This window comes from Nonomuraea sp. 3N208 (assembly GCF_052245935.1).
In the GTDB taxonomy this organism is placed as follows: Bacteria; Actinomycetota; Actinomycetes; order Streptosporangiales; family Streptosporangiaceae; genus Nonomuraea.
Map to the genome: position 1 here is coordinate 1 of NZ_JBQQBR010000035.1, position 23,887 is coordinate 23,887.

Annotated in this window: 21 protein-coding genes and 1 rRNA gene; 5 read left to right on the forward strand and 17 right to left on the reverse strand. The window is 69.8% G+C overall.

The window, feature by feature from the left end; translation table 11 throughout:
• Window positions 1–124: ribosomal RNA gene (locus tag ACTWPT_RS41335) — 16S ribosomal RNA — on the reverse strand; the annotation flags it as partial.
• A gap of 502 nt (window positions 125–626) precedes the next feature.
• Complete coding sequence (locus tag ACTWPT_RS41340) at window positions 627–1,091, reverse strand: MarR family winged helix-turn-helix transcriptional regulator (RefSeq protein WP_443182995.1); 465 nt, start codon at window positions 1,089–1,091, stop codon at window positions 627–629.
• A gap of 92 nt (window positions 1,092–1,183) precedes the next feature.
• Here ACTWPT_RS41340 and ACTWPT_RS41345 point away from each other — a divergent pair, with 92 nt between their 5' ends.
• The 3 genes from ACTWPT_RS41345 to ACTWPT_RS41355 all read left to right on the forward strand — a co-directional run bounded on the left by ACTWPT_RS41345 (window position 1,184) and on the right by ACTWPT_RS41355 (window position 3,837).
• A complete protein-coding gene (locus ACTWPT_RS41345; RefSeq protein WP_443182996.1) occupies window positions 1,184–1,567 on the forward strand; it encodes a PPOX class F420-dependent oxidoreductase in 384 nt (127 codons plus the stop codon).
• Between the two features lie 17 nt (window positions 1,568–1,584).
• Window positions 1,585–2,196 carry a hypothetical protein gene (locus ACTWPT_RS41350; RefSeq protein ID WP_443182997.1) on the forward strand — a complete coding sequence of 204 codons (612 nt, stop codon included), beginning with the start codon at window positions 1,585–1,587 and terminating at the stop codon, window positions 2,194–2,196.
• Window positions 2,197–2,430: 234 nt separating this feature from the next.
• Window positions 2,431–3,837 (forward strand): glycosyltransferase family 39 protein, encoded by a 1,407-nt coding sequence (locus ACTWPT_RS41355; protein ID WP_443182998.1) that lies wholly within the window; start codon window positions 2,431–2,433, stop codon window positions 3,835–3,837.
• Between the two features lie 51 nt (window positions 3,838–3,888).
• Here ACTWPT_RS41355 and tyrS read toward each other — a convergent pair whose 3' ends face one another.
• Window positions 3,889–5,154 carry a tyrosine--tRNA ligase gene (tyrS, locus tag ACTWPT_RS41360; protein ID WP_443182999.1) on the reverse strand — a complete coding sequence of 422 codons (1,266 nt, stop codon included), beginning with the start codon at window positions 5,152–5,154 and terminating at the stop codon, window positions 3,889–3,891.
• Window positions 5,155–5,243: 89 nt separating this feature from the next.
• Here tyrS and ACTWPT_RS41365 point away from each other — a divergent pair, with 89 nt between their 5' ends.
• Window positions 5,244–5,645: a PH domain-containing protein gene (locus ACTWPT_RS41365; RefSeq protein ID WP_443183000.1), complete on the forward strand. Its 402-nt coding sequence runs from the start codon at window positions 5,244–5,246 to the stop codon at window positions 5,643–5,645.
• Here the strand turns inward: ACTWPT_RS41365 and ACTWPT_RS41370 are convergent.
• From ACTWPT_RS41370 to argC, 9 genes are all read right to left on the reverse strand, one after another.
• Complete coding sequence (locus tag ACTWPT_RS41370; RefSeq protein ID WP_443183001.1) at window positions 5,585–6,274, reverse strand: DNA-3-methyladenine glycosylase; 690 nt, start codon at window positions 6,272–6,274, stop codon at window positions 5,585–5,587. The genes ACTWPT_RS41365 and ACTWPT_RS41370 overlap by 61 nt on opposite strands.
• Complete coding sequence (argH, locus tag ACTWPT_RS41375; protein ID WP_443183106.1) at window positions 6,256–7,653, reverse strand: argininosuccinate lyase; 1,398 nt, start codon at window positions 7,651–7,653, stop codon at window positions 6,256–6,258. Before argH ends, ACTWPT_RS41370 begins: the two co-directional genes overlap by 19 nt.
• Before the next feature lie 134 nt (window positions 7,654–7,787).
• Window positions 7,788–8,987: an argininosuccinate synthase gene (locus ACTWPT_RS41380; protein ID WP_443183002.1), complete on the reverse strand. Its 1,200-nt coding sequence runs from the start codon at window positions 8,985–8,987 to the stop codon at window positions 7,788–7,790.
• Entirely contained in the window at window positions 8,984–9,502 is a 519-nt protein-coding gene (locus ACTWPT_RS41385) for an arginine repressor (protein WP_443183003.1), read from the reverse strand. The genes ACTWPT_RS41380 and ACTWPT_RS41385 overlap by 4 nt, the downstream gene beginning before the upstream one ends.
• Window positions 9,499–10,446 (reverse strand): ornithine carbamoyltransferase, encoded by a 948-nt coding sequence (argF, locus tag ACTWPT_RS41390; protein ID WP_443183004.1) that lies wholly within the window; start codon window positions 10,444–10,446, stop codon window positions 9,499–9,501. Before argF ends, ACTWPT_RS41385 begins: the two co-directional genes overlap by 4 nt.
• Window positions 10,447–10,448: 2 nt before the next feature.
• A complete protein-coding gene (locus tag ACTWPT_RS41395) occupies window positions 10,449–11,612 on the reverse strand; it encodes an acetylornithine transaminase (protein WP_443183005.1) in 1,164 nt (387 codons plus the stop codon).
• Entirely contained in the window at window positions 11,612–12,484 is an 873-nt protein-coding gene (argB, locus tag ACTWPT_RS41400) for an acetylglutamate kinase (protein ID WP_443183006.1), read from the reverse strand. Before argB ends, ACTWPT_RS41395 begins: the two co-directional genes overlap by 1 nt.
• Window positions 12,481–13,632 carry a bifunctional glutamate N-acetyltransferase/amino-acid acetyltransferase ArgJ gene (gene argJ / locus ACTWPT_RS41405; protein ID WP_443183007.1) on the reverse strand — a complete coding sequence of 384 codons (1,152 nt, stop codon included), beginning with the start codon at window positions 13,630–13,632 and terminating at the stop codon, window positions 12,481–12,483. The genes argB and argJ overlap by 4 nt, the downstream gene beginning before the upstream one ends.
• A gap of 142 nt (window positions 13,633–13,774) precedes the next feature.
• Entirely contained in the window at window positions 13,775–14,812 is a 1,038-nt protein-coding gene (gene argC / locus ACTWPT_RS41410; protein ID WP_443183107.1) for an N-acetyl-gamma-glutamyl-phosphate reductase, read from the reverse strand.
• Between the two features lie 123 nt (window positions 14,813–14,935).
• Between argC and ACTWPT_RS41415 the strand changes: the two genes are divergently transcribed.
• Window positions 14,936–15,496 carry a hypothetical protein gene (locus ACTWPT_RS41415; protein ID WP_443183008.1) on the forward strand — a complete coding sequence of 187 codons (561 nt, stop codon included), beginning with the start codon at window positions 14,936–14,938 and terminating at the stop codon, window positions 15,494–15,496.
• Here ACTWPT_RS41415 and ACTWPT_RS41420 read toward each other — a convergent pair.
• The 5 genes from ACTWPT_RS41420 to ACTWPT_RS41440 form a co-directional block, all read right to left on the reverse strand.
• Window positions 15,493–17,532 (reverse strand): bifunctional aldolase/short-chain dehydrogenase, encoded by a 2,040-nt coding sequence (locus ACTWPT_RS41420; RefSeq protein ID WP_443183009.1) that lies wholly within the window; start codon window positions 17,530–17,532, stop codon window positions 15,493–15,495. The genes ACTWPT_RS41415 and ACTWPT_RS41420 overlap by 4 nt on opposite strands.
• 6 nt (window positions 17,533–17,538) lie before the next feature.
• On the reverse strand, window positions 17,539–18,696 hold the full coding sequence (rhaI, locus tag ACTWPT_RS41425) for an L-rhamnose isomerase (protein ID WP_443183010.1): 1,158 nt from the start codon (window positions 18,694–18,696) through the stop codon (window positions 17,539–17,541).
• A 10-nt stretch (window positions 18,697–18,706) separates the two neighbouring features.
• Window positions 18,707–19,024, reverse strand: a complete 318-nt coding sequence (locus ACTWPT_RS41430; protein ID WP_443183011.1) for an L-rhamnose mutarotase — start codon at window positions 19,022–19,024, stop codon at window positions 18,707–18,709.
• Window positions 19,025–19,153: 129 nt separating this feature from the next.
• The gene (locus ACTWPT_RS41435; RefSeq protein WP_443183012.1) at window positions 19,154–21,850 is read right to left on the reverse strand and encodes an exo-rhamnogalacturonan lyase family protein; all 2,697 of its coding nucleotides are present in this window, start codon (window positions 21,848–21,850) and stop codon (window positions 19,154–19,156) included.
• Between the two features lie 63 nt (window positions 21,851–21,913).
• The gene (locus ACTWPT_RS41440; protein ID WP_443183013.1) at window positions 21,914–23,842 is read right to left on the reverse strand and encodes a beta-galactosidase; all 1,929 of its coding nucleotides are present in this window, start codon (window positions 23,840–23,842) and stop codon (window positions 21,914–21,916) included.
• Window positions 23,843–23,887 lie beyond the last annotated feature (45 nt).

Consider the following 23,887-nt stretch of genomic DNA (forward strand, 5'->3'; position numbering starts at 1 on the left):
AGGTTGCTCACGTGTTACTCACCCGTTCGCCGCTCGAGTACCCCGAAGGGCCTTTCCGCTCGACTTGCATGTGTTAAGCACGCCGCCAGCGTTCGTCCTGAGCCAGGATCAAACTCTCCAAACAATGATCATGTTCGGATGAATCATCCAAGCAAAACCGTCAATAATGACGGGGTCATACATGTGATGCACATGCACTGGCTTTTAACACACTGTTGAGTTCTCAAGAAACGGACGCGTACATCTTCGTCGACATCCTTGCGGATCTCGATTCAGAGGCGACAGTTTCGTCTTCATTATCCTAGCAGATCGGCGATGTTGTGTCAAATCGTGAAACTTGAACAGCGCTGCCTAGCCTGCGTAGGATGGTGCACCCCGTCTCCGGGGCAACCCTCGTAACTTACCGTTCCATCCAGAGCTTGTCGAATCAACCGATTTTCCGGTGATTCGGCGCGCCCTGGAACGACTCGAGCGTGAGCATGCCGAAGCGACTCTGCCGAGTGGTTCGTTATTTCAAGGGGCTTGTCCGGGGCCCGTCCGCCTGACCGGCGTCCGGCTCACTCCCGGGGCGAAGTGAAAGACTAGGTCGCGATTCGCGACACGTCAAATCGCGAGGCTCGGGCCGTTCACAGTTGCGCCGTGCCGCGTCCGATGGCCTGCTCGCATCGGGCCAGCAGCTCGCGCAACGTCGCCCGCTCCCCCTCTGTGAACTCGTCCGCGATGGCCCGCTCAATCACCACGGCCCTCTCGTCCGCCACCGCGACCGCCGCACGCCCGGACTCGGTGAGGCGGGTCTCGAGGACGTTGCGGTGCCAGGGATGCGGCGAGCGTTCGACGAGGCCGCGTTCTTCCAAGTTCTTGAGCACGACGGTCATGGCCTGAGGCGTCACGAGGCAGGTCCGCGCCAGGGCCGCACCTGAGATGCCGGGGTTGTCGGCAAGTACGAGGAGCGCCGCGTACTGGGGAACGGTCAATCCGGCGGCCCTGACGGCCAGCTGTTTGGCGGCCATCAGGGACTGCTCGGCGCGCTTGATGTCCATGCCGAGCCGTTCACCTGCGGGCATCCCCATGCCGGGAGGATACAAGCTCATACGATGATTCGAACATTGATAATCATCAAAACCTTGATAGCCTTCGCTTGCTGAGATCAGTCCCTGAAGGTCAAGAAGGAGAAGAGGCAGCGATGATTCCGGAGAGCCACCTCGATCTGCTGGAGCGGCCGCTGTTCGCCCACCTGGCGACGATCGAGCCGGACGGCACGCCCAACGTGAATCCGGTCTGGACGGTGTGGGACGGGGAGTTCCTGCGGTTCACGACTACGACAGACCGCCGCAAGCACCGAAATGTCACGCAAAACCCGTACGTAGCGGTCTCGATCAACGACCCCGAGAAGCCGTACCGTTATCTGGAGATCCGTGGCGTGGTCGAGCGAGTGGAGGCGGATTCGTCGGGTGACTTCTTCGACGTGCTGGCCACGCGCTACGGCCTGGAGTACGAGCGACCGGTCGGCGATGCGGAGCGGCGCGTTGTGATCGTTATGAAGCCGACACGTACCACCAGTCAGTGACACGGAGGTGAGCCGGTGTGGGCTCAGCGGCGGCACTCGGGGTGAAGGACCACTGCGGTTGGGCGGTGCTGGTCGCGGTGGGCGGCACACCTGAGTCTCCTGGGGTGCTGCTGCGCGGGCGGGTGACGCTGCTCGCTGATCCCGCGCTGCCCGACCAGCCGTATCACGCCGCCACCGGGCTGGACGTGGCCGCGGCGGGTGAGCTGATCGGCCGCGTGGAGCGCGCCGCCCGTACGGCCGCGCGCGACGCACTCGACGCGGCCGCGCGGGAACTGGCCGGGGCCGGGCACGACGTGCTGGGCGTCGCCCTCGACCTCGGCGCGGTCGGCGCCGGCCGGATGGCGCTGCCCGGCGACCTGGCCACGGTGCTGAGCAAGCACCACTACCTGCACGGCGCCGAGGGAGAGCTCTACCACGAGGCGCTGGCGGACGCCGCGCGCAACACGGGACTCGAGGCGAGCCGCTACGACTTCAAGGAGTTACGCGAAATCGCGGCCCGCGTGCTCGGACCGGGCGCGGCTGGGCGGGTCGACGGTTTGCGCGCGCAGGTCGGCACACCCTGGACCCGCGATCACAAGGACGCCGCCCTGGCGGCCTTGCTGGCGCTCAACGCCGCCGACCGACGTTAGCCCGCAGGATTTCGCTTGATCGCGATTCTCCCGCGGTCCCCGGCTCGTCCGGGGTGCTGGTCTGACTCCCCATGGACCGGGACAAAGCCCCATGGCGCGAGTGAACGGGGCCAGCCACCACATCTGCCATACGACCGCCTTTACGGCGCGTATCCTGCCCCGGTGACCACTGCCGCCGCTCTCGCACCCCCCGCTCGCCCCGCCCAACGTCTCCGCACGTCAACCCCATGGTGGATGGCATTGCTCGCGGGCGGCGCGGCCTTCTCGGGAACGGGTTCCGCCACCTTGAACGGTGACGAGCTGGCCACCATCAGCTTCGCCTCGCGATCGCTGGCGGGCATGTGGGAGCTGGCGCAGCACATCGACGGCCATTTCCTGCCGTACTACCTGTTCATGCATTTCTGGATCAAGGCCGGCACGGCGGAACTATGGCTGCGGTTGCCGTCGGCGATCGCGATCGGCGTGGCGGCCTGGTTCCTGACCGACCTGGGACGACGCCTGCACTCCACCCGCGCCGGCGTGATCGCGGCCGCCGTCTTCGCGATCCTGCCGTCGGTGTCCTACCTTGGGGCTTTCGCCAGGTCGTACGCGTTCGCGGCCGCGGCCGTCGTGTTCTCGTTCTGGGCGCTGCATCGGGCCCTCGAGCGTCCAGAGGGCAGGCGGTGGGTGGTTTACGGGGTGGCGATCGCGCTGGTGTGCATGACGCATCTGTTCGCTGTGCTGGCGCTGCCCGCCCACCTGGCACTGGCCCGCCGGGCGGTGCTGGCGCCGATGCTGGGCGCGCTCACCGCCGGCTTCGTGCCTGCCGTGGTGCTGGGACTGATCGGGTACGGCGAGCGGCACGCGATCAGCTGGATCCCGCAGCGCGGGCCGGAGGTGTGGCTGAAGTTCCCCAAGATGGCGGCCGGGACGACGACGCTCGGCGTGTTGTTGTTCGCGATGGCGCTGGCCGGGGTGGCGCTGTTGTGGGCGGGCCGTCGTGAAGCTGAGGACGCGGGCTCGCCGGCGGGCGCCAGGGACAGGGCGTGGGCGCTCGCGCTGGCGGGGTGGCTGATCCTGCCTCCGCTGCTGCTCCTCGCGGTGTCTCACCTGCTCACCCCGGTCTATGTGGACCGGTATCTCTTCGTGACCGCTCCGGCTCTGGCGCTGCTGGCAGGCCTGGCTGTGGCCGCCATCCTGCGCTTCCCTGTGGTGGCGGCGGCGGTGGTCGTGTTGCTCGGGTGCGGGCTGGCCTTTCCTGATCACGTGGAGATCCGGGAGGAGAACGGGCGGTTCGAGAACATCCCGTGGGCCCTGCGTGTGATCAAGGCCGAGCCCGACGATGCGATCGTGTACGGGCAGAGCCAGGTGCGCAGGGGTTTCGACTACTACGCGGACTCCCTGATGCCGGTCGATGTGCTGCGGGCGGGTGACGCGCCCGAGCCCGATGGGTTCGGTCATCCCGAGCGGTCCGATGTTTCGGCGGCGCTGGACGGGCGCGAGCGGGTCTGGGTGGTGTGGCGGGGGACGAAGAAGTCCGGGCTGGAGGATGACGGGATTCCTCGGGTCGCAGAGGTGAAGGAGGCTGGGTTCGAGCTCAGCCTGGCCAAGCACTCTGGGGATCTGCCAGGGCTCACGGTGGCGTTGTTCACCCGCCGGTGAACGCAGAAGCGGGCCTTTCGCCGCTGGAAAGGCCCGCTTGGCACAAGCCGGTCAGCCGACCTCGACGCCGCCGATCGACTTCTTGCCGCGCCGCAGCACCATGAAGCGGCCGTGCAGCAGGTCGTCGGCGGTCGGCACGTATGTCTCGTCGGTGATCTTGACGTTGTTGAGGTACGCCCCGCCCTCCTTCACCGCCCGCCGGGCCGCCGACTTCGACTCCACCAGGCCGCTGTCGGCCAGCAGGTCCACGAACGGCGCTCCCAGTACGGGGATCTCGGCCTTGGGCACCTCGGCCAGCGCGGCCGCCAGCGTCGAGGCGGGCAGGTCGTCCAGCGCGCCTTGGCCGAACAGCGCCTTCGAGGCCGCCACGACCGCGTCGAGCTCCTCCTTGCCGTGCAGCAGCTCGGTCAGGTCCTCGGCCAGCGTCCGCTGCGCCTCGCGGGCGAAGGGGCGTTCGGCGACGGCCTTCTCCAGGGCCTCGATCTCCTCGCGGGTCTTGAACGTGAACACCTTGAGGTAGTGGATCACGTCGCGGTCGTCGGAGTTGAGGAAGTACTGGTAGAAGGCGTAGGGCGAGGTCATCTCCGGGTCCAGCCAGAGCGCGCCGCCCGCGGTCTTGCCGAACTTGGTGCCGTCGGCCTTGGTGATGAGCGGCAGGGTGAGCGCGTGGACGTGCGCGCCCTCGACACGGCGGACCAGGTCGGCACCCGCCGTGATGTTGCCCCACTGGTCGCTGCCACCGATCTGCAGCGTGCAGTTGTAACGGCGGAAGAGCTCGAGGTAGTCGTTGGCCTGCAGGATCTGGTAGCTGAACTCGGTGTAGCTGAGCCCCTCGCCCTGCAGGCGCGCGGAGACCGACTCCCTGGCCAGCATGCGGTTGACGGGGAAGTGCTTGCCGATGTCGCGCAGGAAGTCGATGGCGCTCAGCTCGCCGGTCCAGTCGAGGTTGCTGACCATGAGGGCGGCGTTGGGCTGGGCGTCGAAGTCGAGGAAGCGGCCGACCTGCCCGCGCAGGCGTTCCACCCACTCGGTGACGACCTCGGCGGCGTTGAGTGAGCGCTCGGTGTTGCGCCCGCTCGGGTCGCCGATGAGGCCCGTCGCGCCGCCGACCAGGCCGATCGGCCGGTGCCCGGCCAGCTGCAGGCGACGCAGAGTGAGCAGCGGCACGAAGTGTCCGACGTGCAGAGAGGCAGCGGTGGGGTCGAAACCGGCATAGGCCGTGATCGGTCCCTTGGCCATGGACGCGCGCAGGGCGTCGAGGTCGGTGGACTGAGCGATAAGGCCTCGCCACGCGAGGTCATCGAGAATGTCGGTCACGGTGCCGGCTTTCCATTAGTTAGACATTTGGTTGGATACAGCGTGCCTGATCGCCTCGGTCGCGCGCCACTTGGATACGCTCGGTGTCCATGTGGAGGGTCCGTCGCGAACTGGCCGTTTTCAAGATCTTAGGGGCTCTGGTGTGCGCCGGGCTCGCCGTTTACTGGTGGGTCGAAGGCGATCTGCGCGGGGTGATCCTTGCCGTCCCCGCGGCCCTTCTGGTGGGCGCCATGGGCCTGCGTGACTTGCTCGCCCCGGTGCGACTGGCGGCCGACGAGAGCGGGATCACCGTGGTGCACGGGTTCGCTGGCAAGCGGCACGTGCCCTGGGAGGCGATCTGGGACATCAAGGTGGACATCCGCAGGCGGTGGGGGATCAGGAGCGAGATGCTGGAGATCGACACGGGCGACTACCTGCACATCTTCAGTCCTCACGACCTGGGCGCCTCCCCCACTGAGGTGGCGGCGGCGTTGCGGCGGCGCGGTACGTGAGCCCGGTACGGCGACACGGTGGGGTCGCCGTCGATCCAGAACCGCCACGGGACTTCCTTGGCCGTCGAGATGCCGGTGCGAGGCCCTGACCTGATCGACAAGGCCTCGGCGGGAACGCCTTCGAGCATGGTGGCCGATTGCCGAGGCCGGCCGAGCGGCGAGCCCTCCAAGATGGCGTCGAGGCCGTTGTGCTCGCGCATCAGACCCAGCGCGACCGCCAGTCTGGCCGGGCCGCGGGCGAGGTCCCGGTCGGCGAGCGGCTTGCCGTTGGAGCGCCGCGCCCGCGCCTCGGCCAGTCCCTCGACCACCTCGCCTGCCCGCAGCAGCACGGCCGAGCCGAAGCCGTCGGGCAGGCAGACGAGGTTCGCGCAGAAATGCATGCCGTAGGTGAAGTACACGTACAGGTGCCCGGGTGGCCCGAACATGACGGCGTTGCGGGGCGTCCTGCCGCGGTAGGTGTGCGCGGCCGGGTCCTCGCCCGGGCCGCCGTACGCCTCGACCTCGGTCAGGCGCACGGCGACGGAACCGTGCGCGAGCACGCGCCCGAGCAGGTCGGGCGCCACCTCGTGCGACGGCCGGTCGAAGAAGCTCCGCGGCAGCGCGGCGAAGCTCAGCTGCCCGCGGCCCATGCCGCCTGCGCGTCGACCGCTTCGCGGAGCGCGAGGAGCTGGTCGCGTACGCGGTCGGGCGCGGTGCCGCCGTGGGCCTTGCGCGCGGCCAGGGCGCCGGGCACGTTGAGCACGTCGCGCACGTCGGGCGTGAGGTGCGGCGAGACCTTGGCCAGCTCGTCGTCGGTCAGCTCGCCGAGGTCCTTGTCATGGACCTGGCACCACACGACCAGATGGCCGACGGCCTCGTGGGCCTCGCGGAACGGCACGCCGCGGCGTACGAGCAGCTCGGCCAGGTCGGTGGCCAGGGCGAACCCGTCGGGGGCTGAGGCCTCCAGGCGGGCGGTGTTGACCCGCATGGTCGCGACCAGCCCGGCCATTGCGGGCAGGACGAGCAGGAGCGTGTCGACCGTGTCGAAGACCGGCTCCTTGTCCTCCTGCAGGTCGCGGTTGTAGGTCAGCGGCAGGCCCTTGAGCGTGGTCAGCAGCGACATCAGATTGCCGATCAGGCGGCCTGACTTGCCGCGGGCCAGCTCGGCCACGTCGGGGTTCTTCTTCTGGGGCATGATCGACGAGCCGGTGGAGTAGGCGTCGTCCATCTCGATCCAGCGGAACTCCTGCGAGGCCCACAGGACGATCTCCTCGCCCAGCCGCGACAGGTGCACCCCGATCAGGGCGCCGGCGAACAGGAACTCGGCCGCGAAGTCCCGGTCGGCGACGGCGTCCATGGAGTTGGGCGCGGCGGCCGAGAAGCCCAGCTCCTGGGCGACGGCCTGCGGGTCCAGCGGCAACGACGAGCCGGCCAGCGCGCCGGAGCCGAGCGGGGAGATCGCGGCGCGCTTGTCCCAGTCGATGAGCCGGTCGATGTCGCGGGTGAAGGCGTGCACGTGCGCCAGCAGCTGGTGGCCGAACGACACCGGCTGCGCGTGCTGCAGGTGCGTCATGCCGGGTGCGGCCGTCTCCGCGTGCGTGGCGGCCTGGGTCATGAGCGCCGTCTCCAGCTCGACCAGGCGGGAGACGATCGTGCGGGCGTGGTCGCGGAGGTAGAGGCGCAGGTCGGTGGCGATCTGGTCGTTACGTGAGCGGCCGGCGCGGAGCTTGCCGCCGAGCGAGCCGAGCCGCTCCAGCAGGCCGCGCTCCAGGGCGGTGTGCACGTCCTCATCGGCGACCGTCGGCCGGAACTCGCCCGCCTTGCAGGCCCGCTCCAGGTCGTCGAGCGCGCCGATCATGCGCTCGAGCTCCTCGTCGGTCAGCAGCCCCGCCTTGTGGAGCACGCGTGCGTGCGCCCTGGACGCCGCCAGGTCGTACGGCACCAGCCGCCAGTCGAAGTGCACGCTCACCGACAGCCGGGTCAGCGCGTCGGCCGGGCCGCCTTCGAACCGCGCGCCCCACAGCCGCATCGGCTTGCCATCACTCACCGTTATCTTCTCCTACTGTGTCTGTATTGATGGTCGCGCCCGCTTCGGTGCTCGTTGGCATCGTGCCTCGCTCTCTCCCCCCGAGCTCCTGCGCTCCGGCGCGACACTAGTGCAACTCAGCCCTTCCTGGCGTCCCGCCCCGCGGCGATCTTCGCGGGGAGGGAGAAGAGCTGGACGAAGCCCTTGGCGAGCGACTGGTCGAAGGTGTCGCCGGTGTCGTACGTAGCCAGCGAGAAATCGTACAGGGACGCCTCGGAGCGGCGGCCGGTGACGGTGGCCTTGCCGGCGTGCAGGGTCATGCGGATGTCGCCGGAGACGTGCTTCTGTGCCTCCAGGATGAGCGCGTCGAGCGCATCCTTGAGCGGCGAGAACCACAGGCCGTCGTAGACGAGCTCGCCCCACCGCTGGTCCACGCCGCGCTTGAAGCGGGCCAGATCGCGCTCGACGGTGACGTTCTCCAGCTCCATGTGGGCGGCGATGAGCGCGATGGCGCCCGGCGCCTCGTACACCTCGCGCGACTTGATCCCGACGAGCCGATCCTCGACCATGTCGATCCGGCCGACGCCCTGGGCACCGGCGCGCTTGTTGAGCTCGTCGATGATCTGGTACGGCGTCAGCGACCGCCCGTCGACCTTGACCGGGACGCCGGCCTCGAAGGTGATGACGACCTCATCCGCCTTCCGCGGCTGGGACGGGTCGGCGGTGTAGGAGTAGACCTCCTCGGTGGGGCCGTTCCAGATGTCTTCGAGGAAGCCGGTCTCGACGGCGCGGCCCCAGAGGTTCTGGTCGATGGAGAACGGGTTCTTCTTCGACGTCTCGATGGGCAGGCCCTTGGCCTCGGCGTACTCGATGGCCTTGTCGCGGGTCCAGGCGAAGTCGCGGGCGGGCGCGACGACCTTCAGGTCAGGCGCCAGCGCGGCCAGGCCGGCCTCGAAGCGGACCTGGTCGTTGCCCTTGCCGGTGCAGCCGTGCGAGACGACGGTGCCGCCGAACTGCTTGGCCGCCGACACCAGGTGCTTGACGATGAGCGGCCGCGACAGCGACGACACCAGCGGGTAGCGGTCCATGTAGAGGGCGTTGGCCTGCAGCGCGGGCACGCAGAAGTCGGCGGCGAACTCCTCTTTGGCGTCCACCACGACCGACTCCACGGCACCGCAGTCGATGGCCCGCTTCTGGATCGCCTCCATGTCCTCGCCGCCCTGGCCGAGGTCCAGGGCGACGCAGACGACCTCGGCGTTCATCTTCTCGGCGAGGTAGGGGATGGCGACGGAGGTGTCGAGCCCGCCGGAGTAGGCGAGGACCACGCGCTCGGTCATTTCTGCTCCAAACTACGCCGGACGGCGACTTTCAGGAGGGCGTCGGCGACCGCCGGCCCGCCTGCCGGGTCGCGGGTGATGACGAGGATGGTGTCGTCGCCCGCCACCGTGCCGAGGATGGACTCCCAGTCGGCGTGGTCGATCGCGGACGACATGAACTGGGCCGCCCCCGGAGGGGTTTTCACGACGACCAGGTTGGCCGAGGCCTCGGCGCTGACCAGCAGTTCCTCGGCGACGCGCTGCAGCCTCGCCGACGGGGACTCGCCGGTGCCCACCCGGGCCAGCGGGATCCGCCCGCCGCCTTCGCCGGGCAGCGCGTACACCAGCGAGCCGTCCTCTGCGCGCAGTTTGAGCGCTCCGAGCTCGTCCAGGTCGCGCGAGAGCGTGGCCTGGGTGACCTCGACGCCGCTGTCGGCGAGCAGCTTGGCCAGCTCCGGCTGGGAGCGCACGGCCTGCCGCCGCAGCAGATCGGTGATCCTCTGCTGCCTGGCCGCCTTGGTCATCGGAATCGTCATCGGTGCGTCGCCAGCCAGTGCAACAGCGCCTTCTGCGCGTGCAGCCGGTTCTCGGCCTGGTCCCACACGACGCTGCGCGGGCCTTCGAGCACCGCGTCGGTGATCTCGTAGTCGCGGTAGGCCGGCAGGCAGTGCAGCACGATCGCGTCGGGCGCGGCGTGCTCCAGCAGCTCGGCGTTGACCTGGTACGGCATGAGCTCGCGGACCCGCTGTTCCTTGCCGTCCTGGCCCATCGACACCCACGTGTCGGTGGCGATCACGTGGGCGCCCTGGGCGGCGGCGACCGGGTCCGACAGCGCGACCACCGAGCCGCCGGTCTTGGCGGCGATGGCGGCGGCCCGGTCGAGGATGACCGCGTCGGGCTGGTAGCCGGCCGGGGCGGCGATGCGGACGTGCATCCCCGCCGTGGCGCCGCCGAGCAGGTAGGAGTGGGCCATGTTGTTGGCGCCGTCGCCGAGGAAGGTCAGCGTGAGCCCTGCGGTCCTGCCCAGGTGCTCGTGGACGGTCTGCAGGTCGGCGAGGATCTGGCAGGGGTGGAACTCGTCGGTGAGCGCGTTGACGACCGGCACCCGGGAGTGGGCGGCCATCTCGTCGATGAGCTCCTGGCCGGTGGTCCGCCAGACGATGGCGGCCACCTGCCGGTCGAGCACCCTGGCAAGGTCGGCGGTGGGCTCGCCGCGGCCCATCAGGACCGAGACGTTGTCCACGACCAGCGGCAGGCCGCCCAGCTCGCCGATGCCGGTGTGGAAGGACACGCGGGTGCGGGCCGACGGCTTGTCGAAAAGCACCGCGACCGTCTGCGGGCCCTCGAACGGGCGGTAGCCGAACCGGTCCTTCTTCATCGCGGCCGCGAGGTCGAGGACCTCCGCCTGCTCGGCGGGCGAGAGGTCGTCGTCCCTCAGGAAGTGTCTGATTCGCGCCGAGTCCGCGCTGTGCCTGGCCATGTCTACTGAGCCTCCGTCAGGATCGCGGGGAACGCCGCCACGAAGGCGTCCACCTCGTCGGCCGTCACGACCAGCGGCGGGGCCATGCGCACCGCGTCGGGCTGGAGCGCGTTCACCAGGAAGCCGGCGTTCGCGGCCGCCTTCTGGACCTCGGCCGAGCGCGGCTCCCGCAGGACAGCGGCCAGCCACAGGCCGCGCCCGCGGACGCCCTTCAGCAGGGGGTGGCTGACGGCCTCCAGCCCGCTGCGCAGGTGCGCGGCGACCGACTTGACGTGGTCGAGGTCCACGGTGTCGAGCACCGCCAAGGCGGCGGCGCAGGAGACCGGGTTGCCGCCGAAGGTCGAACCGTGGTCGCCCTTCTCGAACAGCTTGCCGACCTCGCCGAAGCCGATGCAGGCGCCGATCGGCATCCCGCCGCCCAGGCCCTTGGCCAGGGTCAGGATGTCCGGCGTGACGCCGTCGGCCTGGTGGGCGAACCAGTGCCCGGTACGCCCGATCGCGGACTGGATCTCGTCGGCCACCAGCAGCGCGCCGGTCGAGTCGCAGATCTCGCGGGCGGCCTCGAAGTAGCCGGGCGGCGGCGGGACCACGCCGGCCTCGCCCTGGGTGGGCTCGAGGAAGACCGCGATGCAGTCGCCGGTCACGGCCTCCTTGAGCGCGTCGGCGTCGCCGTACGGAACGAAGCGCACGTTGACCGGGAACGGGCCGAACTGGTCGCGGATGGACTGCTTGCCGGTCAGCGACAGGGCACCGATCGTACGGCCGTGGAAGCCGTTCTCGGCGGCGACGAAGTAGGAGCGGCCCTCGCGGCGGCCGTACTTGAGCGCCAGCTTGTACGCCGCCTCGTTGGCCTCGGTGCCGGAGTTGGCGAAGAAGACGCGGGCGGGAGCGTTCAGCAGGGCGATGAGCTTCTCGGCGAGCAGCACCTCGGGCTCGTGCAGGAACAGGTTGCTGGTGTGCGCGATGGTGGCGACCTGCTGGGACACGGCCTGAACCAGGGCGGGGTGCGCGTGGCCCAGCGAGCTGGTCGCGATGCCACCGATGAAGTCGAGGTATTCCTTGCCGTCCACGTCCCAGACGCGGCTGCCCTCCCCGCGCGCCAGCGCGACCGGCGGGACGCCGTAGTTGGGCATGAACGCCTTCTCAAACCTCTCAAAAAGGTTCATCAGGGCATCACCATCGTTCCGATTCCCTCATTGGTGAAGATCTCTAGCAGCAGTGAGTGGGGCACGCGGCCGTCGAGCACGTGGGCCTGCGGCACGCCGCCCTGCACCGCCGTCAGGCAGGCCTCCATCTTGGGGACCATGCCGCTGGACAGCGTGGGCATGAGCGTTTCCAGCTCGTCGGCGGTGAGATTGTCGATCACGTCGGTGTCGTCGGGCCAGTTGGCGTACAGGCCCTCGACGTCGGTCAGCACGATCAGCTTCTGCGCCTGCAGCGCCACCGCCAGCGCGGCGGCGGCGGTGTCGGCGTTGACGTTGTAGATCTGGCCGTCGTCTCCCCTGGCGACGCTGGAGACGATGGGGATGCGGCCGTCGTCGATGAGGGCCCGCACCGCGCCGGGGTCGACCTTGATGATCTCGCCGACCTGGCCGATGTCGACCGGCTCACCGTCCACGAGCGCGTTCTTGCGTACGGCGGTGAACAGGTGGGCGTCCTCGCCGGACATGCCGACCGCGAACGGGCCGTGCCGGTTGACCAGGCCCACGATTTCGGGGTTGACCTGGCCTGTCAGGACCATCCTGACGACCTGCATGGCCTCGGGCGTGGTGACCCGCAGGCCCGCGGTGAACGTGGACTCGATGCCGAGCCTGTCCAGCGCGCTGCTGATCTGCGGGCCGCCGCCGTGCACCACGACCGGGCGCAGGCCGACGTGGTGCAGGAAGACGATGTCCTCGGCGAAGCCCTCCTTGAGCGCCTCGTCGGTCATGGCGTTGCCGCCGTATTTGATGACGACGGTCGCGCCGTGGAAGCGGGTCAGCCAGGGGAGCGCCTCGATCAAGGCCTCGGCCTTGGTCTGGGCGGTGGAGAGCCTCATGAGCTGTACGCCGAGTTCTCGTGGACGTAGTCGGCCGTCAGGTCCGTCGTGTGGACGGTCGCGGTGTGCGGTCCGGCCGACAGATCGATGGTGATGGTCACGTCCCTGGGGCGCATGTCCACCTTGGAGCGGTCGTCGCCGACCGCGCCGCCGCGGCAGATCCAGATGCCGTTGATCGCCACGTTGAGCCGGTCGGGCTCGAAGACGGCGTCGGTGGTGCCGACCGCCGCGAGCACACGGCCCCAGTTGGGGTCCTCGCCGTGGATGGCGCACTTGAGCAGGTTGGAGCGGGCGACCGAGCGGCCGACCTTCACCGCGTCCTGCTCGGAGTCGGCGCCGACGACCTCGATGGCGATCGCCTTGGAGGCGCCCTCGGCGTCCACCAGCAGCTGCCTGGCCAGGTCGGCGCAGACCTCGGTGACCTTCTGCTCGAACTCCGCCAGGTCCGGCTTGACCCCGGACGCGGCGCTGGCCAGCAGGAGCACGGTGTCGTTGGTGGACATGCAGCCGTCGGTGTCGAGCCGATCGAACGTCCTGGAGGTGGCCTTGCGGAGCACCGTGTCGAGCTCGTCGCTGGTCACGTCGGCGTCCGTGGTGATCACGCAGAGCATGGTCGCGAGGGCGGGGGCGAGCATGCCCGCACCCTTGGCCATCCCGCCGACCATGTAGCCGTTGGCCCGCTTGAACGAGATCTTGGAGACGGTGTCGGTGGTGCGGATGGCGTCGGCCGCGGCCAGGCCGCCGTCCCGGGACAGCTGGGTGGCGGCGGTGTCGACGCCGGACAGCAGCGCGTCCATCGGCAGGCGCTCGCCGATCAGGCCGGTCGAGCAGACCGCGACCTCGCCGGCCGAGTCCGCCAGCACTTCGGCGACCTTCTCTGCGGTGGCGTGCGTGTCCTGGAAACCCTCAGGTCCGGTGCAGGCGTTGGCGCCGCCGGAGTTGAGCACCACCGCTCGCAGCCGGCCGCCCGCCAGGACCTGCTGCGACCACAGCACGGGGGCGGCCTTCACGCGGTTGGCGGTGAAGACGCCGGCGGCGGCGCGGCTGGGTCCGTCGTTGACGACGAGGGCCAGGTCGCGAGCGCCGCCGGATTTGATCCCGGCGGCGACTCCCGCGGCTCTGAAACCAAGTGGCGCTGTAACGCTCACACTTCCTCCTTCGTCAGCCGCACCGTTGCGCGCCTGCGAGTAAACGTGGAGTCCCAGGACATGGTGCTCAGCTCGGCCCTCCAGGCACCGGCCGCGAACCGCGAACCGCCCGGTCGGGGGCCTTTGACCGCCACGGCGGAGGTCACGGTGCGACTCCTGTCAGGGGGAGGCCGAACTCTTCCGGCAGGCCAAGGGCGAGGTTGACGCTTTGGATGGCGCCTCCGGCGGTGCCCTTGGTGAGGTTGTCGATGGCGATGACGGCGACCACGCGGCCCGCGCGCTCGTCGAGCGTCACCTGCAGGGCGGCGGTGTTGGCGCCGTAGGTCATGGAGGTGGCCGGCCAGACGCCCTCAGGGAGGAGCCTGACGAACGGCTCGTCCTTGAGCGCCACCTCGTACGCCGTTCTGAGCGACTCCTTGGTGAGGCCGGGCGCGGCGGGGGCGGTGCAGGTGGCGAGGATGCCACGGCTCATCGGAGCCAGGGTCGGGGTGAAGGACACGCGGACCGGCGTGCCGGCGACGGCCGACAGGCCCTGCTCCATCTCGGGGGTGTGCCGGTGCCCGCCGCCCACGCCGTACGCGCTGACCGAGCCCATGACCTCGCTGCCCAGCAGATTGGGCTTGAGCGACTTGCCGGCGCCGCTGGTGCCGCTGGCGGCCACCACGACCACGTCCGGCCCGGCCAGCCCGGCGGCGAACGCCGGGAACAGGGCCAGCAGGACCGAGGTCGGGTAGCAGCCGGGGACCGCGATGCGGGTCGCGCCGCGCAGGACGTCGCGCTGTCCTGGCAGCTCGGGCAGCCCGTAGGGCCAGGTGCCTGCGTGCTCGCCGCCGTAGAACTCCTGCCAGGCGGCCGGGTCGGCGAGCCGGTGATCGGCGCCGCAGTCCACCACGACCGAGTCCTCGCCGAGCTGGGCGGCGACCGCGGCCGAGTGGCCGTGCGGCAGCGCCAGGAAGACGACGTCGTGGCCGGCGAGCACGTCGGCCGTGGTGTCCTCGATGATCCGGTCGGCCAGCTGCGGCAGGTGGGACTGGTGGGCGCCGAGGCGGCTGCCCGCACTGGAGGCCGCGGTGAGCGCGCCGATCTCAAACTCGGGATGACCGAGCAGAAGACGCAGCAACTCTCCGCCCGCGTAGCCGCTGGCTCCGGCGATCGCCGCCCTCATCCCATCCTCCTGCATATTCATGCATAACTGCTCATGACCTTGCTTGTGAAGATGATGCACTGCGCGGGATGGATATGCAAGCCGGCCCTTCCAGCGGGCTGCAGGTGAAACCCAAGTCGCAGGCAGAATGATGAGCGTATGAGTGATTTCTTGCCCGATGTGCAGTTCGTCACACCAGCGGGGAGGGACCCGAGCCGGGTGGGGAAGGTCATCCTCGTGCTGTGCTGGCTCACGGTGTGCCTGATGTCGATGGTGTTCGCGGTCCGCGACCTCCAGCTCGCCACGGGCCGGATCGGCACGCCGGGCACGCTGCAGGTGCTCTCGTGCGAGGACCTGGGCGAGGGGCGCTACGACTGCAAGGGGATGTTCACCCCGGACTTCGTGCCGGACTCGGGCACATCGGAACCAGCCGGCGCTCCCGTGCCGGTGAACGCCTCGCCGGACTCCTCGGCAGGGGACGTCAAGCGGGCGCAGCTCACCCCCGAAGGGGACCGGGCCGCTCCGGCCGGGACGATGGGCGTGCTCGCCGCTCTGACGTTGCCTGCGGTCGGGTTCGGCGGGCTGGGATTCCTGCCGTACGTGATCATGTATTGGGCGGGCGCCCGCAGGGGACGGCGGGCCGCCGTGATCGGAGGTTGGCTGATCACGGCGGCCGGCGTCGCGGGGATGCTGGTCGGGCTCGTCGCCTCTTACGCCTAGCGCAGGAAGGCGGCGGCCACGCCGGCGTCCACCGGGATGTGCAGGCCCGTGGTGTGGGTCAGGTCGCCGCCCGTGAGGGCGAAGACGGCCGCGGCCACATGCTCGGGCAGCACTTCGCGCTTGAGCAGGGTGCGCTGCGCGTAGAACTCGCCGAGCCTCTCCTCCTCGACCCCGTAGACCTTCGCGCGGTTGGCGCCCCAGCCGGAGGCGAAGATGCCGGAGCCACGGACCACACCGTCGGGGTTGATGCCGTTGACGCGCACGCCGTGCGCGCCCAGCTCGGCCGCGAGCAGCCGCACCTGGTGCGCCTGGTCGGCCTTCGCGGCGCCGTAGGCGACGTTGTTCGGCCCGGCGAAGACGGCGTTCTTGGAGGAGATGTAGATGATGTCGCCGCCCATGGCCTGGTCGATCAGCACCCGGGCGGCCTCGCGGGAGACCAGGAACGAGCCGCGCGCCATGACGTCGTGCTGCAGGTCCCAGTCCGCGAGGGTGGTCTCCAGCAGCGCGCGCGACAGCGACAGTCCGGCGTTGTTGACGACCAGGTCCACGCCGCCGAAGGCCAGCACGCCCGCGCGTACCGCCGCGACGACCTGCTCCTCCGAGGTGACGTCCACGCCGACGGCCACGGCCACGTCGGAGACGCGGTACGCGCTCGCGCCGAGCTCGGCGGCCACCTTCTCGGCGGCGGCCAGGTCGCGGTCGGCGATCACCACGCAGGCGCCCTCGGCGGCCAGGCGGCGGGCGGTGGCCGCGCCGATGCCTGAGCCGCCGCCGGTGACCAGCGCCACGCGCGTGGCCAGCGGCTTGGGCTTGGGCATCCGCCGGAGCTTGGCCTCCTCCAGCTCCCAGTACTCGATGCGGAACTTCTCCGACTCGGGGATGGGCGCGTACGTGGAGACGGACTCGGCGCCGCGCATGACGTTGATGGCGTTGACGTAGAACTCGCCGGCCACCCGGGCGGTCTGCTTGTCCTTGCCGAAGGAGAACATGCCGACGCCGGGCACCAGCACGATCGCCGGGTCCGCGCCGCGCATCGGTGGCGAGTCCGGGGTGGCGTTCCGGTCGTAGTAGGCGGTGTAGTCCTCGCGGTAGGCCGCGTGCAGCTCGCGCAGCCGCTCGACCACCTGCTCCAGCGGCGTGTCCGGCGGCAGGTCCAGCACCAGCGGCGCAACCTTGGTCCGCAGGAAGTGGTCCGGGCAGGACGTGCCCAGGGCGGCCAGCCTCGGATGCTCGGCGCGGGAGACGAAGTCCAGCACCTCCGGCGTGTCGGTGTAGTGGCCGACCGTGCGCACGTCGGTGGAGGCGAGGCCGCGGATGACCGGGAACAGCGCGGCCGCGCGGGCGTGCCGCCCGGCCTCCGGCAGCGTCTCGTAGATCACCGAGCCGAAGGGGTCCGGACGGCCGTGCTCGGCCAGATACGCCTCCGCGGTGCGGATGATCTCCAGCGAGCGGGCCTCACATTCCTCGGAGGTCTCGCCCCAGGCGGTGATGCCGTGGCCGCCGAGGACGCAGCCGATGGCCTGCGGGTTGGCCTCCTTGATCGCGGCGATGTCCAGACCGAGCTGGAATCCCGGCCGCCGCCACGGCACCCACACCACCCGGTCGCCGAAGACGCGGCTGGTCAGCTCTTCGCCGTCGGCCGCGGTCGCGATGGCGATGCCCGCATCGGGGTGCAGGTGATCGACGTGGCCCGCCTCGACCAGGCCGTGCATGGCCGTGTCGATCGACGGCGCGGCGCCGCCCTTGCCGTGCAGGCAGTAGTCGAACGCGGCGACCATCTCGTCCTCGCGCTCGACGCCCGGGTAGACGCCCTTGAGCGCGCGCAGCCGGTCCAGGCGCAGCACGGCCAGCCCGGACTCCTTGAGCGTGCCCAGGTCGCCGCCGGAGCCCTTGACCCAGAGCAGCTCGACGTCCTCGCCGGTCACCGGGTCGGACTCACTGCCCTTGGCCGAGGTGTTGCCGCCGGCGAAGTTGGTGTTGCGCGGGTCTGCTCCCAGACGGTGTGAGCGTTCCAGCAGTTGGTTGATGACGTCCATGGTGCTTCAGGCCCCCCAGCCGGCCTGCGTGCCGCCGACGCGCTCGGCGGCGATCTTCTCGAAATATCCGGACTTGGCGTACGCGGCCATCGGGTCGGGCGCCAGGCCCATCTCCTCCCGCAGCTCGGCGAGCAGCGGCCGCACATCGGTGTTGTAGGCGTCCATGAACACGGCGTTCGAGCCCAGGACGTCGCCCTCGTACTGCGCCGCGGCGAGGGCCTCGCGGTCGACCAGCAGCGCCTTGGCGGTGGCCTCTTGGACGTTCATGACCGAGCGGATCTGGCCCGGGATCTTGGGCTCGATGTTGTGGCACTGATCCAGCATGAACGCGACGTTCGTCTCGGGGACGAACCCGCCGCCGCATACCACCTCGAACATGATGCGGAACAGCTGGAACGGGTCCGCCGCCCCCACCATCAGGTCGTCGTCGGCGTAGAAGCGGGAGTTGAAGTCGAACCCGCCGAGCTTGCCCTCGCGCAGCAGGAACGCCACGATGAACTCGATGTTGGTGCCCGGCGCGTGGTGCCCGGTGTCCACGACCACCTGCGCCTTGGGGCCGAGCTTGACGCAGTGCGCGTACGCGGTCCCCCAGTCCGGCACGTCGGTGGCATAGAAAGCGGGCTCGAACAGCTTGTACTCCAGCAGGAACCGCTGGCCCTCACCCAGCCGCTCGTACACCTCGGCCAGGGACTCGGCCAGCCGGTCCTGGCGGGCGCGGATGTCGTCCTGGCCCGGATAGTTGATGCCGTCGGAGAACCACAACTTCAGCGTGTCGGAGCCTGTGGCATCCATGATGTCCACGCACTCGAGCAGGTGGTCGGTGGCCTTGCGGCGCACCCGCGGGTCCGGGTTGGTGACGCTGCCGAGCTTGTAGTCGTCGTCCTGGAAGACGTTGGAGTTGATCGCCCCGATGCCGACTCCCAGGTCCTTGGCATGCCGGGCCAGGTCGGCGTAGTCGTCCACCTTGTCCCACGGGATGTGCAGGGCGACCGTGGGCGCCACCCCCGTGTAGGCGTGCACCTGGGCGGCGTCGGCGAGCTTCTCGTACGGGTCGCGCGGCACGCCCTGCTGCGCGAACACCTTGAACCTCGTGCCGCTGTTGCCGTACGCCCAGGACGGCGTCTCGATGTGCTGCGCGCGTAGCGCGGCCTTGATGTCTGTCATGACTCCCCGATCAATCCAGGTGGAACACTTCGGTCAGCGGCGCCATGCCCTCGTCGGGCCGGCCGTCGAGGTCCTCGAAGAAGGGTGCCATCTCGGCCTGCCAGCGCGCGTTGACGTCGGTCTCTGCCATGGCCTTCTTGGCGGCCTCGAAGTCCTCGGTCTCCAGGTAGCCCACGAGCAGGCCGTCGTCCCTGAGGAAGAGCGAGTAGTTGTGCCAGCCGGTGCGCGACAGCGCCTCTCGCATCTCCGGCCAGACGGTCTGGTGGCGTTCGCGATACTCCGCCAGCCGCTCTGGGCGGACTTTCAGCAGGAAGCAGACGCGTTGCACTGACACTCCCTTCAAAACGTTTTAATCCTTCGTGCAGGAAACTACGATTCCTGGTGCTCGCTGTCAATGCGACCCAGGACCCCCGGCCGACCAAGAGGTCAACCGGGGGTGATGACACGTTTTAATGGATCAGCTGGGGAGCTTGGCGCCCACGAGCGCCAGGTTCTGGATGGCGGCCAGGCCGTACAGGGCGGTGGTGTTGGTCGAGACCCAGGCCGCCTCGTCGGTCGGATTCAGCGTGGTGGTGACCTTCTCGGACTTCCACGGCAGGTTCGGGGCGTACCCGTCACCGGTGCGGAACTCCGTCCAGGCGCGGGTGGCGAGGTCGTCGCGCTTCAGCCGGACCGCCGCGTACGCCGTGAGCCTGGAGTGCCCCTGCTTGAGGATGAGGTTCCCGAAGTGGGCCCCGGTCTCGGCGGACTGCTCGGCCCTGGTGGCGTTGAACAGCCTGCAGTACTGCAGCCATGCCTTCTCGAAGTCCGGCATGTCCACCAGGTCGATCAGCTCGGCGCAGATCTCGACCTGCCCGAACATGGCCGACAGGTGGGACACCGCCACCTTCTTCTCGGCCGGCGCGAACTCACCGGTGTTGATGTTGTAGAGGCCCTCGCCCGTGACGAACCCGTTGGGCATCGCGGCGATGGTCCGCATCGTGGCCTTGAGCTTCTTCTCGGCGATCGGGTCGCCGCCGCGCTCCCACTCGGTGAGCCAGGCGGCGGCCAGGCCGCTCCAGTCGGTGCCCAGTCCGATGGCCAGCGCCTCCGGATTCGGGGTGTACGGGGCCGTGCGGATCTTCCGCAGCGGGTCGAGCGCCATGAACGTCTTGTCGGAGTCCACCAGCGCCCGCATCAGGTCCCCGGTGCGCTCGTCGCCCGTCAGGAAATAGAAGATCCGCCGGTAGACCGCGGTCGAGATGCGCTGCTGCTTGGCGCTGCACCCCCAGTGCTGCACGTTGTGCCGGGTGCCGAGCCCCGCCCACGGGCCCAGGTGGTACACGTCCACCTCGCCGGTGTGCCGGGTCATCGCCTCGGCGAAGCGGAAGACGTCGGACCGGCCGGAACGCAGGTAGGCGTACCAGAGCCAGAGGTCCGGCGAGAGCTCGGAGTTGTCCCAGGCGTAACCGCCGATGTCGTAGCGCCACACGTGACGGTCCTCGTCGAACGTGTGCATGATGTCGCCGTAGTCCCAGAAGCCGTACCAGTGGCGCTGCTCGACCTGCTTCTTGTAGTAGTCGAAGAGGAAGTCGAGCCGGTCCTCGATCGTCTTCTTCTCCGGCGTGGACCGGTCGACCGGGCTGAACAGACCGCCGAACACCTTCGCCGCGGCCAGGTGCTCGGGCGGGGCGATGATCAGCGGCGGCGTGCGCACGGCGTCGGCCATGGCGCCGAGCCGGGCGGCGTCGGGCGTGGCCGCCACGGCCCAGAAGGTCAGCTCGGTCGTGCGCGCGATGCCCAGCGGCGTGCCGAACCCGGGCTCGTAGTCCTCGTAGGTGATGTTGAGGCCTTCGATCTGCTCGGGGTAGGTGTCCTGGCCGAGCCCATCGTGGTAGAAGCGGGTGTCCATCGGCCCGGCCTCCGGCGACCACATCCAGACCGTGACCTCGGCCTCCTCGGAGGCGGCGCCGCGGATGTCGAGCTGGGTGGGGTGGCGCTGCCAGAAGTCGCGCATGCCGAACGCGAAGCCGCCGCTCACGCCGCCCACGTACCCGAATCCCGAGGCCCGCTTGCCCTGGTCGACGGCGACCCAGCCGTACCCCTTCTTGGTGCGCTTCTTCAGCGTGAAGCCCTCGGAGGACAGCTGGGAGAGCGTGTGGTCGCCCCAGTCGGGGATGAGATGGATCCGGCTGCTGACCCGGGTGTCCCAGGTGGCGATGTCCGGCAGCTTCTGCCCGGCCACCTGAGCCTTACGCACCGCCAGGCCCGGGTCGCGGCGCAGGCCCGTGATGCCCTTCACCGCCTCGGCGAGCTGGCCGTGCCCGTCCCCGACGAACCGGACGTGCCGGTTGTAGGCCTCGTCGCGCATCGGGACGCGGAAGCGCACGCCGAGGCCGGCGATGAAGTCGTGCTGGCCGTCGCGGTCGAACACGAACGTGTGCGTCATGCGCACGCTCTCCGCGCCGGCGTAGAAGTACAGCCGGACCGTGAACGGTAGCCAGGACTTGCCCTTCTTCGAGGTGTGGCGGCCTTCGATCCTGACCACGGCGCGCACCGGACCGGACTGCTCGACCTCGACCTTGGCGATGTCGCTGAGGTAGGAGTCCACTTCGGTGGTGCGGTCGTCGCCGTCGTCGATCTTGCTCTGCCTGAGGCTGACCAGCTGGCCCTTGCGGGCGATCTCGGTCTCGCCGCGCCAGATCTGGGAGATCAGCTCGCTGCCGTTCTTGCGGACGCGGACCCGGATCACGCCGGTGTCCACGTCCACGTACTGGTTCTCGTCCTTGACCGTGACGGGCTTGGCGGGGGCGGCTGCGGCGCCGGGACGCAGCGTGTACGTCTCGGCGACGGGCGTGCCGGGGCCCACGGCGTGGGCCGTCCACTTGAGCGAGCCGTCCGGCCAGTACCCCAGCGGCCACGTCTGCACCGGCACGGCTGCGCCGCCGGCTGCGGTGAGCGCGAACTGCTGCTCCTTGGGCACCGTGCCCTTGGGCCACGGGACGCCCCACGTGGTGCCGGGGGTCTCGGCGGGCTTGCCTTCCAGCCAGCGCAGGTTGACGTCGGGGATGTCCAGGGCGGCCAGGGCGGGCGACTCGAGCATCGAGGCCAGCGGCACGGCCGCACCAGCGACGGCCATTCCCTTTAACGCATCACGTCGTGAAATTTCGGACATTGGGGGGTGCACCTCCGTACGGGAAGGGGTGATCGCCGGGCCCCGGCAGGCGAGGCCCGGATGTCAGGCGGGGAGGACGACGACGTCGCCGGCGGGCACGGTCACCTGGTCCCCCGCAGGCGTGGTCACGACGGCGTTCTTCTCCGTGTGGTTGATCGCGAACAGGAACGAGCGGCCGTCGAAGTGCGAGCGCCGCACCACCTCCACACCCGGGCCCGCCTTGGCGACGGGTTCGGCGCCCGCCTCGGCGCAGACGGCGGCCACGACCTCGGCCAGCGCCTCGTCGTCCAGCCGGGTGGTCAGGTAGTGCGCGGCCCCGTCGCCCCAGGCATTGCGGGTCCAGGCAGGCTCACCCGTGGCGTAGGTGTCCAGGACCTTCGCCCCGCCGGCGTGCGCCAGCTCGCTCCACACGGTCCCCGTCGCCCCCGAGGCCAGCCGGATCGGCCGCTCCAGGGGGAAGAACTCCTCGACGGTCACCCCGAGCAGGTCACGCCACGCTCCCGGGTAGCCGCCCAGCCGCACCCGGTCGTGGTCGTCCACGATCCCGCTGTACGGCCCCACGAGCGCGACCCCGCCCCGGCGGACGAAGTCCTCCAGGTTGGCCGCCCCCGCGTCGCTCACCAGATAGAGCGCGGGCACCAGCACCAGGCGATAGCCGGACAGATCGGACTCAGGCCGGGCCACGTCGGAAGTGATGCCTGCCCGCCACAACGCGGCGTGCCAGCGCTTGGTCTCCTCGACCGGGTCCAGGTCCGCCGTCGGCTGGGCGGGATGGTCCTGGGCCCACACGCTGGAGTGGTCGAGCAGGATCGCCACGTCGGCCTGGACGGTGCTGCCCACCACGTCGGAGAGCCCGGCGAGCTCGGCCCCGAGCGCGGCGACCTCGCGGAAGATCTTGGTGTTGGCGCCCGCGTGCGGCAGCATCGCCGAGTGCCACTTCTCGGCGCCGGCGCGGGAGGCCCGCCACTGGAAGAACATGATCCCGTCCGCGCCCCTGGCCAGGTGCTGCAGCGAGTTGCGGCGCAGCTCCCCTGGGGCCTTGGCGAGGTTACGCGGCTGCCAGTTCACCGCGCTGGTCGAGTGCTCCATCAGTAACCAGGGCCGCCCGCCGTTCAGCGAGCGCGCGTAGTCGGCGGCGAAGGCCAGGTCGATGTGCGGCTCGGCGCGGGCCCCGACCAGGTAGTGGTCGGTGGAGACCACGTCGAGCTCGGCGGCGAAGGACCAGCAGTCCATATCCCAGTGCGCGCCGGCCATCAGGTTCGTGGTCGCGGGCACGTCCGGGGTGATCGACTTCAGCAGGTCGCGCTCGGCGACGTACAGCTCGACGAGCGCGTCGGAGCTGAACCTGCGGAAGTCGAGCTGCTGGCCCGGGTTGGGGAAGCTCGGGGTGGCGCGGGGCGGCAGGATCTGCGCCCAGTCGCTGTAGCGCTGCGACCAGAAGGCCGTTCCCCACGCGTCGTTGAGCTCGTCCAGTGAGGCGTAGCGGTTGCGCAGCCAGGCGCGGAAGGCCGCTGCGGAGGTGTCGCAGTAGCAGCGGGCGTTGTGGCAGCCGTACTCGTTGTGCACGTGCCACAGGGCCAGCGCCGGGTGGTCGCGATAGCGGAGGGCCACCTGCTCGGCGATCCGCAGCGCCTTCTCGCGGTAGATCGGCGAACTGGGGCAGAAACCCTGCCTGCTGCCGTGGTAGAGCCGCCGCCCGTCGGCGTCCACCGGCAGCGCCTCGGGGTAGGCGTCGGAGAACCACGGCGGCGGAGAGGCCGTCGGGGTGGCCAGGTTGGCCTGGATGCCGTTCGCGGCCAGCAGGTCCATCACGCGGTCGAACCAGTCGAAGTCGAACACCCCCTCGGCGGGCTCCAGCATCGACCAGGAGAAGATCCCGACGCTGACCCTGTTGACGCCGGCCTCGCGCATCAGCGCGACATCCTGCTCCCACGTCTCCTCGGGCCACTGCTCGGGATTCCAGTCCCCGCCATAGGCGATGACATCCGGCATGAGCCTGCCTTTCGAATAACTGTTAGCGCCCACAGCGTGTTACGC